General features: G+C 41.6%; 15 protein-coding genes. All 15 read left to right on the forward strand.

From position 1 onward, the window contains the following. The first annotated feature begins 111 nt into the window (after positions 1-111). The 15 genes from E5S68_RS00355 (at position 112) to E5S68_RS00430 (ending at position 14604) form a co-directional block, all read left to right on the forward strand. Positions 112-342, forward strand: a complete 231-nt coding sequence (locus E5S68_RS00355; protein WP_135781877.1) for a DUF1797 family protein — start codon at positions 112-114, stop codon at positions 340-342. 157 nt (positions 343-499) lie between these two features. Continuing rightward, positions 500-1354: a bifunctional methylenetetrahydrofolate dehydrogenase/methenyltetrahydrofolate cyclohydrolase gene (locus E5S68_RS00360; protein WP_167470815.1), complete on the forward strand. Its 855-nt coding sequence runs from the start codon at positions 500-502 to the stop codon at positions 1352-1354. Between the two features lie 132 nt (positions 1355-1486). Continuing rightward, positions 1487-2365, forward strand: coding sequence for an NAD(P)H-hydrate dehydratase (locus tag E5S68_RS00365; protein ID WP_135781879.1), 879 nt, complete (start codon positions 1487-1489; stop codon positions 2363-2365). A 26-nt stretch (positions 2366-2391) separates the two neighbouring features. Continuing rightward, positions 2392-3387 (forward strand): LacI family DNA-binding transcriptional regulator, encoded by a 996-nt coding sequence (locus E5S68_RS00370; RefSeq protein WP_135781880.1) that lies wholly within the window; start codon positions 2392-2394, stop codon positions 3385-3387. Between the two features lie 131 nt (positions 3388-3518). Continuing rightward, entirely contained in the window at positions 3519-4832 is a 1314-nt protein-coding gene (locus E5S68_RS00375; RefSeq protein ID WP_135781881.1) for an ABC transporter substrate-binding protein, read from the forward strand. Between the two features lie 84 nt (positions 4833-4916). Beyond that, a complete protein-coding gene (locus E5S68_RS00380; protein ID WP_135781882.1) occupies positions 4917-5819 on the forward strand; it encodes a carbohydrate ABC transporter permease in 903 nt (300 codons plus the stop codon). 1 nt (position 5820) lies between these two features. Next, the gene (locus E5S68_RS00385) at positions 5821-6666 is read left to right on the forward strand and encodes a carbohydrate ABC transporter permease (protein WP_023026462.1); all 846 of its coding nucleotides are present in this window, start codon (positions 5821-5823) and stop codon (positions 6664-6666) included. 9 nt (positions 6667-6675) lie between these two features. After that, positions 6676-8130, forward strand: a complete 1455-nt coding sequence (locus tag E5S68_RS00390) for a glycoside hydrolase family 32 protein (protein ID WP_135781883.1) — start codon at positions 6676-6678, stop codon at positions 8128-8130. A gap of 419 nt (positions 8131-8549) precedes the next feature. Then, positions 8550-9890 carry an exodeoxyribonuclease VII large subunit gene (gene xseA, locus E5S68_RS00400; protein WP_135781884.1) on the forward strand — a complete coding sequence of 447 codons (1341 nt, stop codon included), beginning with the start codon at positions 8550-8552 and terminating at the stop codon, positions 9888-9890. Beyond that, positions 9868-10080 (forward strand): exodeoxyribonuclease VII small subunit, encoded by a 213-nt coding sequence (locus E5S68_RS00405; protein ID WP_023022495.1) that lies wholly within the window; start codon positions 9868-9870, stop codon positions 10078-10080. Before xseA ends, E5S68_RS00405 begins: the two co-directional genes overlap by 23 nt. Then, positions 10077-10964, forward strand: a complete 888-nt coding sequence (locus tag E5S68_RS00410) for a polyprenyl synthetase family protein (protein ID WP_135781885.1) — start codon at positions 10077-10079, stop codon at positions 10962-10964. Before E5S68_RS00405 ends, E5S68_RS00410 begins: the two co-directional genes overlap by 4 nt. After that, positions 10945-11760, forward strand: coding sequence for a TlyA family RNA methyltransferase (locus E5S68_RS00415; protein WP_061563686.1), 816 nt, complete (start codon positions 10945-10947; stop codon positions 11758-11760). Before E5S68_RS00410 ends, E5S68_RS00415 begins: the two co-directional genes overlap by 20 nt. After that, positions 11753-12184: an arginine repressor gene (locus tag E5S68_RS00420; RefSeq protein ID WP_135781886.1), complete on the forward strand. Its 432-nt coding sequence runs from the start codon at positions 11753-11755 to the stop codon at positions 12182-12184. The genes E5S68_RS00415 and E5S68_RS00420 overlap by 8 nt, the downstream gene beginning before the upstream one ends. A 7-nt stretch (positions 12185-12191) precedes the next feature. Then, positions 12192-13856, forward strand: coding sequence for a DNA repair protein RecN (gene recN, locus E5S68_RS00425; RefSeq protein ID WP_135781887.1), 1665 nt, complete (start codon positions 12192-12194; stop codon positions 13854-13856). A gap of 16 nt (positions 13857-13872) precedes the next feature. After that, positions 13873-14604, forward strand: a complete 732-nt coding sequence (locus E5S68_RS00430; RefSeq protein ID WP_135781888.1) for a metallophosphoesterase — start codon at positions 13873-13875, stop codon at positions 14602-14604. The last annotated feature ends 48 nt before the right edge of the window (positions 14605-14652 follow it).

The following is a 14652-nucleotide window of genomic DNA, read 5'->3' on the forward strand; positions in this document are numbered from 1 at the left end:
TCTTGAAAAGCGGAAAAAGGGCTAAAATAGTGGAAAAGTAAGATTTTTATTGGAATTTCCTCCTTCTTTTATGATAAAATAGGAGAGTAGAAAGTAAATAGGAGAATCAAAATGGAATCACATTTGGTACGAATTATCAATCGTCTAGAAGCGATGACGAAAGATGGTGGAAACTTAAAACGTAATTTTGAACGTGAAGGAGTTGTAGTTGCTGAAGTGGCTTACAACTATGATGAAGAAAATGGATCAGTATTTACTCTTCGTGATGTAGAAGCTCGTGAGACCTATACATTCGATAGCATTGACTTGATCGCTATGGAAATCTATGAATTATTGTACTAAGAAGTACCAATCAAGAGTCTAGAGCATCTAGTCTCTTTTTTGCTACAATCGATCATGGTATAGCTTATAACTATAGGGTGTTCTATTCAAGAAATGTTAGGCCGAACTTGGTAAATCTGTTATAATGGAGAGAATATGGAATAGAAAAGAGAAAGAGATGACGAGAGTAATTGATGGGAAAGCCTTAGCGCTAAAGTTACAAGAAGAATTGGCGGAAAAGACAGCTCGTTTAAGAGAAAAGACGGGACAGGTGCCTGGTTTGGTGGTTATTCTAGTAGGGGAAAATCCTGCCAGTCAGGTTTATGTCCGTAATAAGGAGCGTTCAGCTCTTGCAGCAGGTTTTCGAAGTGAAGTGGTTCGTCTAGCGGAGTCTACCAGTCAGGAAGAACTTTTGGCCTTGATTGAACAGTATAATCAGGATCCCCTCTGGCATGGTATTTTGGTCCAGTTGCCTCTACCAGCACATATCGATGATGAGGCTGTCTTACTAGCCATTGATCCCAATAAGGATGTCGACGGCTTCCACCCTCTCAATATGGGGCATCTTTGGGCTGGCAATCCGGTCATGGTTCCCTCAACTCCTGCTGGGATCATGGAAATGTTCCGGGAATACGATATTGATGTCGAAGGGAAAAATGCAGTCGTCATTGGCCGTTCCAACATCGTTGGAAAACCAATGGCCCAGCTTCTTCTAGCAAAAAATGCAACGGTGACCTTGACCCATTCGCGGACTCATCATTTAGCTAAAATTGCTAGAAAAGCCGATATCTTAGTGGTGGCAATCGGTCGTGCAAAATTTGTTACAGCTGACTTTGTTAAAGAGGGAGCTGTCGTTATTGATGTCGGTATGAACCGTGACGAAAATGGGAAGCTCTGTGGAGATGTGGACTATGAACAGGTAGCTCCTCTAGCGAGCTACATCACTCCAGTACCAGGTGGCGTTGGTCCTATGACGATTACCATGCTCATGTCTCAGACCTATGAGGCAGCTGTTCGGGCCTTGAGAAAATAAACCAGTTTGGATGAAGTCGGGACAGTGTTTGTAGCTGTAGAATGATTAGAAAAATTTTGGAGGTTGGAACTTGCTTTCCTGCCTTTTTTTATTCTAAACGTGATAAAATAAAGAGAGAAAGAAGGAAAGCTTATGTTAAGAGTTGACCAAACATTGCTACAACAAGTTATTGTTAGTCGTCCGTCAGACTCCTACAAGGGAGACTATGGTCGTCTTCTCTTGATTGGAGGAACTTACCCTTACGGGGGAGCTATTATGATGGCTGCCATAGCAGCTGTTCATAGTGGAGCGGGCCTCGTCACGGTTGCGACAGACCGGGAGAATATCCCTGCCCTTCATAGTCAGCTACCCGAAGCTATGGCATTTGCTGTGACTGACCAAGAGTTATTGACTGAGCAAATCGCAAAAGCAGGCGTTATTTTATTGGGGCCGGGTCTCATGGACAATGAGCTAGGGGCACACCTTGTAGAGCTAGTTTTTGATAAGGTTCAGCCTCATCAAGTGCTCATTCTAGATGGCGGAGCTATTAGCCTCTATACGCGCTTAGCTTTGCCTCTTCCTCAAGCTCAGCTCGTCTTTACCCCTCATCAAAAAGAATGGGAGGCCATGTCAGGTATAGCGATTGGAGACCAAGAGGAAGAAGTAACAAGGCTGGCTCTATCCCAACTTCCTCCAGCAAGTATTCTGGTCCAAAAGGGTCCCCAGACCAAAATCTGGAAACAAGGGCAAGTAGATTTTTACCAACTAACAGTTGGTGGTCCTTATCAGGCAACTGGAGGAATGGGCGATACTTTGGCAGGCATGATCGCAGGCTTTGCGGGTCAATTTCCACAAGTTGGACTCTATGAGCGCGTGGCAGTCGCGACCTACCTTCATTCAGCTATTGCTGAAGACTTGAGCAAGGAAGCTTATGTAGTTTTACCGACAAACATTAGCAAAGAAATCCCAAAATGGATGAAGAAGTGGAGTGACAATTTAAACGAAAATGTTGAAAATGAAACGTTTTCATGATAGTATGGATGAAAGGAGGTGAAAAAATGAATGAAAAGAAAAAATCCATTACCATGAAGGATGTTGCAGCAGAAGCTGGAGTTAGTGTTGGGACAGTCTCTCGTGTCATCAATAATGAAAAAGGCATTAAAGAGGTGACCTTAAAAAAAGTTCAACAAGCAATTGAAAAACTTTCTTATGTCCCAGATGAATATGCGAGAGGATTAAAAACGAATCGTAGTAATATTATTGCTTTACTCATTCCAACTATATGGCATCCTTTCTTTTCTGAATTTGCTTATCATGTTGAAAAAGAACTATTAAAAAATCAATATAAATTATTAATTTGTAATGCTGATAAAGATTCTAAAAATGAGATAGAATACATAAAATTACTTGAGAAAAATAAAGTAGATGGAATTATAGGGATCACCTATTCAGATATTGATAAGTATGTTTCATCAAATTTACCTTTTGTCAGTATTGACCGTCATTTTTCTGAAAATGTCTATTACGTAACTTCTGAAAATTTTCATGGCGGTCAACTAGCTTGTCGCGAATTAGTCAAACGCGATTGTCAAAATCTAGCTTACATTAGTGGTGTGAACAAACATTTGAATGAAACAACGGAACGGGGGAGAGGTTTCAAAGCGGAGGCTAAACAGAAAAATACGAACCTTTATTGTCTTGAAATGCCGGAACCACTGAATCAAGCAGAAGAGCAAATAAGAACCTTTTTTGAAAAGCATCCTCAGATTGATGGGATTTTCACAGTAAATGATTTTATGGCCCTTCGTGTGATAAAAGTTTTAGGGGAGATGGGAAAAACTCCTGTAGAAGATTATCAGATTATTGGTTTTGATGGATTAAGACCAGCTTTTGATCAACCTTACTTACTTTCTACGATTGTTCAACAAATAGCTCAGATGGCTCAAGCAGCAGTTGAACTATTGCTTAAGTTAATTCGTGAAGAAAAAATAGATCAGAATGTAATTAGTTTACCGGTACATTTTTTTGAAGGAAACACAACAAAAAAATTATAAAAAGTGCTTGACAAATTATGAAAGCGCTGTTATAATTTAGTCATAAAATGAAACGTTTCAAAAAACTCAACTATTTTAGCTTGAGTTAAAAAAACAAATAAAAAATGAAACGTTTCAAAAAGGAGGACGCTATGCGTAAAGGTATTAAGTTATCTGTAGTTGCAGCACTATCATTAGGATTGCTTGCAGGATGTGGTGGGGGATCAAAATCCAAAACTGCAAGTTCTTCGGACGAAATAAAAGTCTGGGTTCAATTCTCAGATGAAACAGCTGAGGGAAAAGCTTGGCAACAAGTTGTTGATAATTTCAACAAGTCAAAGAAAACCAAATACAAGGTTGTGACAGAGTATATTCCACGTAGTGGTAGCGGTGGAGGATATGAAGATAAGGTAAACGCTGCTATTACGACAAATAGTTTACCAGATGTTATTACGCTAGATGGACCAAATACTGCTGCCTATGCAAAATCAAAAGTGATTGCTCCCTTGGATGATTATCTAAAGGACAATGACATGGATGATGTACTGGACAGTATTAAGCAACAGGGAACTTATGATGGTAAATTCTATGCGTTTGGTTTTTCTGAATCAAATGTAGGTGTTTACTATAACAAAAAGATGTTTAAGGAAGCAGGAATTGATGAAGCGAGTTTGCCAACCCTTGAAAAACCATGGACATGGTCTGAGTTTAATACTATTGCTAAAAAATTAAAAGATCATTTTAATAAACCAGCAATAGATTTCCGTTTGAATTCAAATGATGAGATGTTACCATATGCTTATATGCCACTTATTTGGTCAAATGGTGGGTCTGTAGTAAATTCTAAAGGGACAAAAGCTGAAGGTTACTTCAACAGTAAGGAAAGTGTTGAAGCTGTTCAATTTATTCAAAATCTAGTAAAAGAGGATTACACTACAGTTAGTCCTGTTGAAAAAGGATTTGAAACAGGTGAGTATCCGATGGTTCTAAGCGGGTCTTGGACGATTGGGGATCTACAAACAAATTACAAAGATATTGATTTTGGTATTCTTCCTTATCCAGTTTCAGATAAAACGAAGAAATTGGTCTCACCTTCAGGTAGTTGGCAATTAGCTGTTACGACAAAATCTGATAAAAAAGAAGCTGCTGCTGAATTTGTTAAGTTTGCAACAAATACAGAATCTAGTGAAATTATAAGCTTGGGGAACAGTGTTCTTCCAATCAGAAAATCAACAATTAAAAATATTAAGGATAAAGTATCTGAACCATTGCGCTTCTTGATGGAACAAAATGCTGCATCAGCTCATCCTCGTCCAGTTGTAGTAGCTTATCCACAAGTTTCACGCGCTTTCCAACAAGCGATGCAAGATATCAGCTATTATAAAGATAATCCAGATGTACAAAAAGTATTAGATGCTCGTACGAAAGAAATGCAAACAGCAATCGACCAATCTTTAAATAAATAGTTGATATTCAAAAGGTGGAAGGAAAGTTATGAAATGTACCTTCCACCTTATTTTATTTAATGATTTCATCTTAGGAGACGAACAATGAGCGAAACAAAGAAAGTCGAAACAAAAAAGAAAGAACGTCTTAAAGAAAATATTATGGGCTATAGCTTTTTAGCTCCAGCCTTACTATTACTTTTTATCTTTTTAGTGATACCTGTTGGTATGGTCATCTATTATGCCTTTACAGATTATTACCTATTGACCCCAGAGGACAGAAAATTTGTAGGGCTACAAAATTTTATGCGCTTAGCACAAGATCCAATCTTTATAAAAAGTTTCTTGAATACCTTGAAATTTGTAGTTTGGATTATTCCAGTGCAACTTGGAGCGGCTCTCGGTATGGCCTTAATTGTTAATAAGAAACGTAAAGGAAATATGTTCTTTAAGGTAGCATTTTTTGCTCCTGTTGTGATGTCTCTTGTCGTTATATCTATCCTCTGGTTATACTTGTTAAATCCAAATAATGGTTTGCTCAATGCTCTACTGAATAAAATTGGTATTTCTTCACAACCATTTTTGACAAGTCCAAAACAGGCCATGTATGCCATTGTATTTGTTTCTGCATGGCAAGGTGCAGGGTATCAAATGTTGTTATTCCTTGGAGGAATGCAAAATATTCCACAAGATATTTATGAGGCGGCAGAGTTGGATGGATTTTCAAAATGGGCTCAATTTAGATATATCACAATGCCTTTATTAAAACCAACGGCCTTGTTTGTCCTATTGACAACGTTGATTTCAGCCTTTAAATTGATTGTGCAGCCAATGGTCATGACTCAAGGTGGACCTCTGAACTCGACAATCACTATGGTATATTATATTTACCAACAAGGTTTCACAGACCGTCTCGTTGGTTATTCAAGTTCTATTGCCCTAGTATTTACAACATTGATTGGTATGATTAGTCTTGTACAACGGCGAGTTTTGAAGGAGGACGATTAGGATGAAACGTTTAAAACCGACTACTATTTTAGAATATATTTTATTAATTCTATTAGCAGGCCTCTTTCTATTTCCTATGATCTGGATGGTGGTTTCAGCTATGAAACCAGAAGCAGATGTGTACAAGAATTTAACAAGTTGGAAAGCATTCTTACCTAGTTTAAATCCAGCTGATTGGTTTAAACCATACCAAGAAGTTCTTTCGCGTTTTAGTATTCTAACATACCTGGGGAACAGTATTTTTTATGCAGGAACATTTGCACTTGGTTCTATTATTGTTAATGCCTTAGCGGGATTTGCATTTGCAAAAATTAATTTTACAGGTAAAAAAATTCTGTTTGGATTTTTATTAGCCTTGTTAATTATTCCGATTGAAACAGTTTTGATTCCTCAATTTACAATTATTAATTCACTTGGCTTAGTCAATAATCGTTTAGCGGTTATTATCCCTGGATTAGCTAGTGTCTTTAATATCTATCTTTTCCGAAACTTCTTTATTGCCATTCCAGAAGAAATTATCGAATCTGCAAAAATAGATGGTGCAAGTATCTTGCGGATCTTTTTCAAGATTATGTTGCCTATGTCGAAACCAGCAGTTGCCACAGTCGGTGTTCTTTCCTTTATTTCTAGTTGGAATGATTATATCTGGCCATTGATGGTGTTAACCGATTCTTCAAAATTTTCAATGCAGGTTGCGATTACAACCATTAATACAACTCAACCAGTTTATATTAATCAAGTGATGGCTGTTTTGACAATTTCTACAATTCCACTTATTCTAGTATATATCGTAGCACAAAAATATATTATTCAAGGTTTAGGTGGGTCTGGAACAGGTATTAAGTAGGTGATAAGTATGAGGGAAACTATTCGAAAAGCGAATCAGTATATCGATGAAAACAGGGAGAAGGTTGACCAGCAATATAGAGGATCCTTTCACTTACTACCTCCAATTGGCTGGATGAACGATCCTAATGGCTTTGTTTATTTCCGTGGGGAATACCATTTGTTTTACCAATTCTATCCCTATGATAGTGTTTGGGGACCTATGCATTGGGGGCATGCTAAGTCAAAAGATCTCCTCCATTGGGAAGAATTACCAGTAGCTTTAGCACCAAGTGAAAACTATGATAAAGATGGTTGTTTCTCAGGAAGTGCTATTGTGAAAGATGACAAGCTCTATTTGCTTTATACTGGTCATATAGATGATGAGGAGAAGCGAGAAGAGACCCAGTGTCTTGCAGTTTCAACGGATGGAGTTACTTTCGCAAAATTGCCAGCCAACCCAGTGATCCATGTGCAGCATATTGAGGGTATCGCAGATATTGCTGATTTTCGTGATCCCAAAGTCTTTGAATACCAAGGAATCTATTATACTGTAGTTGCTTCCAAAACAGTAGATGATCGAGGGCAAATTCTCTTGTTTGCGTCAAGTAATCTAGAGGACTGGAGCTTTAAATCAGTCTTACTGGAAGGTGAAAAAGGGCAAGGTATCATGTGGGAATGTCCGGATTTCTTTCCCTTAGATGGTAAATGGGTCTTGATTCTGTCTCCCATTGAAATGGAAAGACAGCAAGAAAAATACTGGAATTTAAATTCGACTGTTGCCTTTATCGGTGACATGAATTGGGAAACGGGTCAGTTTTTTGTCGATACATATGATGAAATTGATGGTGGCTTGGATTTCTATGCTCCTCAAACTTGTCAAGGACCAAATGGCGAACGATACATGGTTGCTTGGATGCAAATGTGGCAACGTTCCATCCCTAGTCATGACTTAGGTCATGGTTGGGCAGGAAGCATGACGATTCCTAGAAAATTAGGCTTGAAAGACGGAAGATTGGTTCAGGAGCTACCTGAGTCTGTGAAAAATCACTTTCTTGTAGAGAATGCACCAGAAACCATTGTTAAGGGCAATCAGATCATGATCCCGGCTAGAGGGAAACAAACATTATTTGAGATAGATTCCAAATCAGGTCGCTCCTTTATCCTAAAATATGGGGATGAATCCGATGTTGATAGTGCCTTGCAATTGATTTACGATGCCTCCAATAAACGCTTTAGCTTGAGTCGAGACCAATTTGGACATCTCATTTCTGGAAAAGAAAGCCCAGAATTTCAATCAAGATGGATTCAGTTGGATGGTGAAAAGGATTATCATTTCTCGATTCTTCGAGATACCAACTCAATTGAAGTATTCGTGGATGGTAAAACTCTATCAATGACCTTTTATGAAACGACTGAGAACCCTGTTTATACCTTCAAAGCAGATGAAGGGGTCGATTTAGTTGTAAAAGCCTATCAAAAATAGGTATATAAAAATCTCCTAAAGAAGACAAGTCCTGAGACTTGTCTTTTTGTTGTATCCTAAATAGGTTTTGAGTTTCATCGAAGAAAATTTAGGAATTGGCCTCATGACCGTTCTGACTCTTTTTCCAGAATATCCAAATCTTGTCAAAATTCCCCTGGTTGAAGAGGAAAAAACAGTCTTCTATATTAGTTATGCCTATCCAAATGAAGGGGAGCCCCAAGCACTTCTTAGCTCCTTTATTGAACGATTAGAGAAGTGTGACAAATAGGGAAGCTGGTTTAAAATAGACTAGTAGAAAATGACTTGAATAAAATGAGGATTGTAGAGAAAGGAAATTCATGATTTCGTTTGTCTACCAGCCTTTTTTGGCGTTTTTTGGTATAATTAAACTTGATCATATTCTGCAGAAAGGAGTTCCTATGTCCAACTATTTATCGGTATCCAGTCTGACCAAATACCTCAAGTTGAAATTTGATAAGGACCCCTATCTGGAGCGGGTCTATTTGACGGGTCAGGTTTCGAATTTTCGGAAGCGTCCCAATCACCAGTATTTCTCTCTAAAGGATGAAAAGGCTGTGATTCAGGCGACTGTCTGGGCTGGAATCTATAAGAGTTTTGGTTTTGAGCTAGAAGAAGGCATGAAAATCAATGTTATCGGTCGGATCCAACTCTATGAGCCAAGTGGGAGTTATTCCATTGTCATCGAAAAGGCGGAGCCAGATGGAGTCGGTGCTTTGGCCCTTCAGTTTGAGCAGTTGAAAAAGAAACTCCAGGAAGAAGGGCTCTTTCAAGAGAAGTTCAAACAGGCCATTCCCCAGTTTTCCAATAAAATCGGGGTTATTACCAGTCAGAGTGGGGCTGTTATTCGAGATATCATCACCACTGTCACTCGGCGTTTTCCTGGTGTAGAGATTCTCCTTTTTCCAACCAAGGTACAAGGAGAGGGAGCTGCTCAAGAAATTGTTGCCAATATCCAAAAGGCCAATGCTCGGATGGACCTAGATGTCTTGATCATCGGTCGTGGTGGGGGTTCGATTGAGGACCTGTGGGCCTTTAATGAAGAGCCAGTTGTGAGGGCTATTTTTGAGTCCAGAATTCCCATTATTTCCAGTGTGGGCCATGAGACAGACACCACCCTGGCAGACTTTGTAGCAGATCGCCGGGCAGCCACTCCAACAGCTGCGGCTGAGTTAGCAACGCCTGTGACCAAGTTGGACCTACTCAATCATTTGCAGAAGCAGGAGGGGCGGATGGCAACCGCTATGCGCAACCGCCTAGTATATAATCGGGAGCGCCTGCAAAAACTGAGCCAATCGGTCATCTTCCGTCAACCAGAGCGGTTGTATGATTCTTATCTGCAAAAATTAGATCAGATTCAGTTGCGACTGAAACAGGCTGTGTCAGAGTCAATTACCAGAAATAGCCATCAGTTACAAGAACTCCGCCATCGATTGGCCTCACAAGCACCTCAGCATCAGCTGGAGCGCTATCGAGACCAGATTCTCCAAATGGAGCGACTGATGACCTTGAAAATCAAGGAGCTCTACCAGACAAAAGTAGCAGATGCCAAGCGCTTATCAGAAGCTCTCTTGATGTTGGATACCAGTCGTATCGTGGCTAGAGGCTACGCCTTGGTGCAGGCTGGAGATCATGTTCTGGATAGTGTAGATACAATCAAAGAAAAGGATGCCTTGACGCTAGTCATGCGGGATGGGCAAGTAGAAGTAGAGGTAAAGCATGTCGAAAGAAAAGAAATTTGAAGAAAATTTAGCTGATTTGGAAGCCATTGTCCAAAAATTGGAAAGTGGGCAAGTGCCCCTCGAGGAGGCCATTTCAGAATTTCAGAAAGGAATGAAGCTATCAAAAGAGTTGCAAGAAACGCTAGATCAGGCTGAAAAGACCTTGGTCAAGGTGATGCAAGCAGATGGCTCAGAAACGGAACTGGTATGATTTTAGAAGAAAAACTGCAAGGGGTTGAAAGAGCGATTGAAGGTTTCTACGAGACCAAACAAATCGCTCCCCGCTTGGTAGAATCCATCCTTTATTCAGTCCATGCAGGGGGCAAACGGATTCGGCCTTTGCTCTTATTGGAATTACTAGAGGCCTTTCATGCTCCAATCCTTGAGGCTCATTTTCAGGTAGCAGTCGCTCTTGAAATGATCCATACGGGAAGCTTGATCCATGATGATCTACCAGCGATGGATAATGATGATTATCGTCGTGGTCAATTGACCAACCACAAAAAATTTGGTGAAGACTTAGCCATCTTAGCAGGAGACTCGCTCTTCTTGGATGCCTTTGGCTGTGTGGCAGAAGCGGATCTTCCAGCTTCTATCCGGGTGCAACTGATCGCCTTATTATCGGATGCTTCAGGGACAGCTGGGATGGTAGCAGGCCAAGTCTTGGATATGGAAGGGGAAGGAGCGAGCCTGACCTTGGACCAGTTGCAAGTCATCCATGCCAATAAGACGGGACGACTGCTAGCATATCCTTTCCAAGCTGCGGGGATCCTTTTAGAGCTTGAGCCAGCTGTTGCGACTCTCTTAGAGGAAATTGGCCTCCATTTAGGGTTGGCTTTCCAGATTCGGGATGATATTTTGGATGTGACAGCCGATTTTGCCTCTTTAGGAAAAACCCCTCAGAAGGACCTGCAGGCTGAAAAATCAACCTATCCCGCACTACTTGGTCTAGATGGAGCGCAGGCTTATTTGGATCGGGAGTTGGATGCCTGTGAGGACTTGCTCGATCGCATTTCTAATCAAGTTTCCTTCGATGGGACTGGAATCAAGAACATAATAGAAAGACTTAGAATTCATGGTCAAGGAAAGAGTTGACGTACTGGCCTACAAGCAGGGACTATTTGAAACCCGGGAGCAGGCCAAACGCGGTGTGATGGCCGGTTTGGTCATTGCGGTCCATAATGGCGAGCGCTTCGATAAACCAGGTGAAAAAATTGATGAAGCGACTGAACTAAAACTCAAGGGTGAAAAACTCAAATATGTCAGTCGCGGTGGTCTCAAGTTAGAAAAGGCCTTGGACCTTTTTGAGATTAACTTGCAGGATAAGGTCACGCTAGATATTGGTGCCTCAACAGGGGGCTTTACGGATGTCATGCTCCAAAATGGAGCCGCCTTGGTCTATGCAGTGGATGTAGGGACCAATCAGTTGGCTTGGAAACTCCGTCAGGATCCTCGTGTTATCTCGATGGAGCAGTTCAACTTCCGCTATGCGACGTCTGAGGATTTTGAGCATAGACCAAGTTTTGCTAGCATTGATGTTAGTTTTATTTCCCTCAATCTCATCTTGCCTGCCCTCCATGGGATTTTACAAGAAGGAGGCCAGGTGGTCGCTCTTGTCAAGCCCCAGTTTGAAGCTGGTCGGGAGCAGATTGGGAAAAATGGGATTATCAAGGATGCCAAGGTTCATCTGTCCGTCTTGGAACAGGTTCAAGGCTTTGCGTTAGAACATGGCTTCTCTGTCTTAGGAGTGGATTATTCACCGATTCAAGGGGGCCATGGCAACATTGAATTTTTACTTTATTTAGAAAAAAATACCGGGCAAAATTGTCTCGATCAGCAAGAGTTTGCAGCTGTCGTCGACAAAGCCCACACTGATTTTAAACATGAATAGTAAACAAAACCGATTAGAAAAAATACGCCGCTTTATTCGTGAAAATAAGGTCGGTACTCAGGATGCAATTGTTGAGCATTTGAAAGAAGCAGGGATTTCTGCGACACAAGCGACTGTTTCCCGTGATATTAAAGAGCTAGGGATTATTAAAACACCATTAAAAGGTTCAGCCTATGTCTATGAATTGCCACGCGTCCAACATAGTGGAAAATTAGCAGAAAATAATCTTCAATCGTTTGAACGCATGGGGAGTTTTTTGACCCTCAAGCTTGTCCCAGGGACAGCCTATTTAGTCAAGCGGCATCTGCAGGAAGATTTTGATGCCATCATCTTTAGTATGATTTCAGACGATAATAGTATTTTCATTGTGGCCCGCTCGGAAGAAAAAGCACAGTTTATCGAACAACAATTGATGGAATGGTAGGAGAGAGATGCTATTAGAAATTTCAATTAAAAACTTTGCCATCATTGAAGAAATCGCTCTGAATTTTGAGACGGGGATGACGGTTTTAACCGGTGAAACTGGAGCAGGAAAATCCATCATTATCGATGCTATGAATATGATGCTGGGGAGCCGGGCGACGACTGATGTTATCCGCCACGGTGCTCCTAAGGCTGAGATTGAAGGCCTCTTTGCGATTGATGAAAACCGTGCCCTTCAGCAGCTCTTTGAGGAGCAGGGCTTAGAATGGGCAGATGAGTTGATTATTCGCAGAGAAATTTTCCAGAATGGTCGGAGTGTCAGTCGCATCAATGGGCAGATGGTTAACCTCTCCGTTCTCAAGGCGGTTGGCCAGCATTTGGTAGATATTCATGGCCAGCACGATCAGGAAGAACTGATGCGGGCTCCATTGCATATCGCTATGCTAGATAGCTTTGGGGATGATGCTTTTTTTGCGACGAAGAAGGCCTATAGAGAGACCTTTGAAAATTATAAGTCCTTGCGTAAGCAGGTCTTGCAGATCCAAAAAAATAACCAGGAAAACCAAGCTCGCATCGAGATGCTGGAATACCAAATTTCGGAAATCGAGGCGGTCGCCTTGTCTCTGGATGAAGATGTCCAGTTAGAGCAAGAACGGCAACGCCTGCTCAATCATAAGATGATTGCGGATACCCTAAGCAATGCCTACGCTATGCTAGATGCAGAAGACTTCTCCAGTCTTAGCAATGTTCGATCGGCCATGAATGATCTGCAAGGTATCGAAGAGTATGATCCAGAATACAAGACCTTGTCTGACCAACTGGCTGAGACCTACTATACTCTGGAAGATCTGACCAAACGCTTGGAGGATCTGGTAGATGGCTTGGACTTTGACGGCAACCGCTTGATGCAGGTAGAAGCTCGATTAGACCTGATCCACTCGATCACGCGTAAGTACGGCGGTCAGGTAAAGGATGTTCTTGATTATCTGGAACAAATCAGCAAGGAATATAGCCTATTAACAGGAGGGGGAACCTCTTCTGAAGACTTAGAGAAAGAACTCAAGTCCATGGAAGGTCAGCTGGTTGGCTTGGCTAAAGAACTGAGTCAAGGGCGTCATGACTTGGCCCAGCAGCTGGAAGCAGAGATCCAGCAGGAACTAGCGGATCTCTACATGGAAAAAGCCCGTTTCCAAGTGCGTTTTACTCCATCTAAATTTAACCGTGAAGGGAACGAAACGGTTGAGTTTTATATTTCGACCAACCCTGGGGAGGACTTTAAGCCTTTGGTAAAAGTAGCATCAGGTGGGGAATTGTCCCGTCTCATGTTGGCCATCAAGTCAGCCTTTTCCCGCAAAGAAGGCAAGACCAGTATCGTCTTTGACGAGGTGGATACAGGGGTATCTGGTCGGGTCGCTCAAGCCATTGCTTCGAAGATTTATAAGATTGGGCGTTATGGACAGGTGCTAGCCATCTCTCATTTGCCTCAGGTGATTGCAGTAGCCGATTACCAGTTCTTTATCGAAAAAGTAAGTGATGAATTTTCAACGGTTTCGACCGTTCGTTTGCTCAGTCATGAAGAGCGGGTCGAAGAAGTAGCTAAGATGCTAGCTGGTGAAGATGTGACAGAAGCAGCCCGCATGCAGGCAGAACAATTGCTAAAACGGCCGTCCTAAGAAGAAAGGAACTGATATGGGAAGCTATTTCGTAGTGGGAGACATTCATGGGAAAGCAGGTATGCTGGAGGAACTAATGACCCATTGGGATGGTCAGTCCCAGTTAGTTTTTCTCGGAGATCTGATAGACCGTGGAGAAGATAGTCGTAGAGTGCTCGAACTGGTCAAAGATTTTGTCGAACAGCAAGGGGCAATCTGTCTCTCTGGGAACCACGAATACATGTTTTTAGCCTGGATTGATAACCCGACCGAACGCTACGACCATTACCGACGAAATGGTGGTGATACCACGATTAACTCTCTGCTTGGTCGCCCCCTCACAGCACCAGTAGATGGAGTGGAGGATGCTCGGCTAGTGCAAGAGACTTGTGGGGACTTAGTTGCTTTCATCCGTTCGCTTCCTTTTGTCTATGAAACAGAACACTATATTTTTGTGCATGCTGGCCTTGACTTAACCTTGCCTGATTGGCACGAAACGACAGATTATCAGAAAGTCTGGATTCGCCAACCCTTCCATGAAGCGACCAATCAGACAGGAAAGACCATTGTTTTCGGTCATACTCCCGTCCACTATCTCTTGGATCAAAAGATTGGAACCAAAAAACTCTGGGTGACCGAAGATGGGAAGATTGGTATGGATGGTGGAGCTGTTTATGGTGGCGTCCTCCATGGCATTCTCTTTGATGAAAGTGGAATGAAGGCCGATGTTGCTTTGCTAAATGGGGGATTTGCAGCTATCGATGATTAAGTAAATAGGACTTTGTCCCACAAAAGCCTAGAAAATTTGATATAATAG

The sequence above is a fragment of the Streptococcus rubneri genome (assembly GCF_004785935.1).
GTDB classification, from domain to species: domain Bacteria; phylum Bacillota; class Bacilli; order Lactobacillales; family Streptococcaceae; genus Streptococcus; species Streptococcus rubneri.

Bases quoted from the DNA above. Each gene is read 5' to 3' on its own strand.
- E5S68_RS00355 (WP_135781877.1), top strand. From the start codon at position 112: ATGGAATCACATTTGGTACGAATTATCAATCGTCTAGAAGCGATGACG.
- E5S68_RS00360 (WP_167470815.1), top strand. From the start codon at position 500: ATGACGAGAGTAATTGATGGGAAAGCCTTAGCGCTAAAGTTACAAGAA.
- E5S68_RS00365 (WP_135781879.1), top strand. From the start codon at position 1,487: ATGTTAAGAGTTGACCAAACATTGCTACAACAAGTTATTGTTAGTCGT.
- E5S68_RS00370 (WP_135781880.1), top strand. From the start codon at position 2,392: ATGAATGAAAAGAAAAAATCCATTACCATGAAGGATGTTGCAGCAGAA.
- E5S68_RS00375 (WP_135781881.1), top strand. From the start codon at position 3,519: ATGCGTAAAGGTATTAAGTTATCTGTAGTTGCAGCACTATCATTAGGA.
- E5S68_RS00380 (WP_135781882.1), top strand. From the start codon at position 4,917: ATGAGCGAAACAAAGAAAGTCGAAACAAAAAAGAAAGAACGTCTTAAA.
- E5S68_RS00385 (WP_023026462.1), top strand. From the start codon at position 5,821: ATGAAACGTTTAAAACCGACTACTATTTTAGAATATATTTTATTAATT.
- E5S68_RS00390 (WP_135781883.1), top strand. From the start codon at position 6,676: ATGAGGGAAACTATTCGAAAAGCGAATCAGTATATCGATGAAAACAGG.
- xseA (WP_135781884.1), top strand. From the start codon at position 8,550: ATGTCCAACTATTTATCGGTATCCAGTCTGACCAAATACCTCAAGTTG.
- E5S68_RS00405 (WP_023022495.1), top strand. From the start codon at position 9,868: ATGTCGAAAGAAAAGAAATTTGAAGAAAATTTAGCTGATTTGGAAGCC.
- E5S68_RS00410 (WP_135781885.1), top strand. From the start codon at position 10,077: ATGATTTTAGAAGAAAAACTGCAAGGGGTTGAAAGAGCGATTGAAGGT.
- E5S68_RS00415 (WP_061563686.1), top strand. From the start codon at position 10,945: ATGGTCAAGGAAAGAGTTGACGTACTGGCCTACAAGCAGGGACTATTT.
- E5S68_RS00420 (WP_135781886.1), top strand. From the start codon at position 11,753: ATGAATAGTAAACAAAACCGATTAGAAAAAATACGCCGCTTTATTCGT.
- recN (WP_135781887.1), top strand. From the start codon at position 12,192: ATGCTATTAGAAATTTCAATTAAAAACTTTGCCATCATTGAAGAAATC.
- E5S68_RS00430 (WP_135781888.1), top strand. From the start codon at position 13,873: ATGGGAAGCTATTTCGTAGTGGGAGACATTCATGGGAAAGCAGGTATG.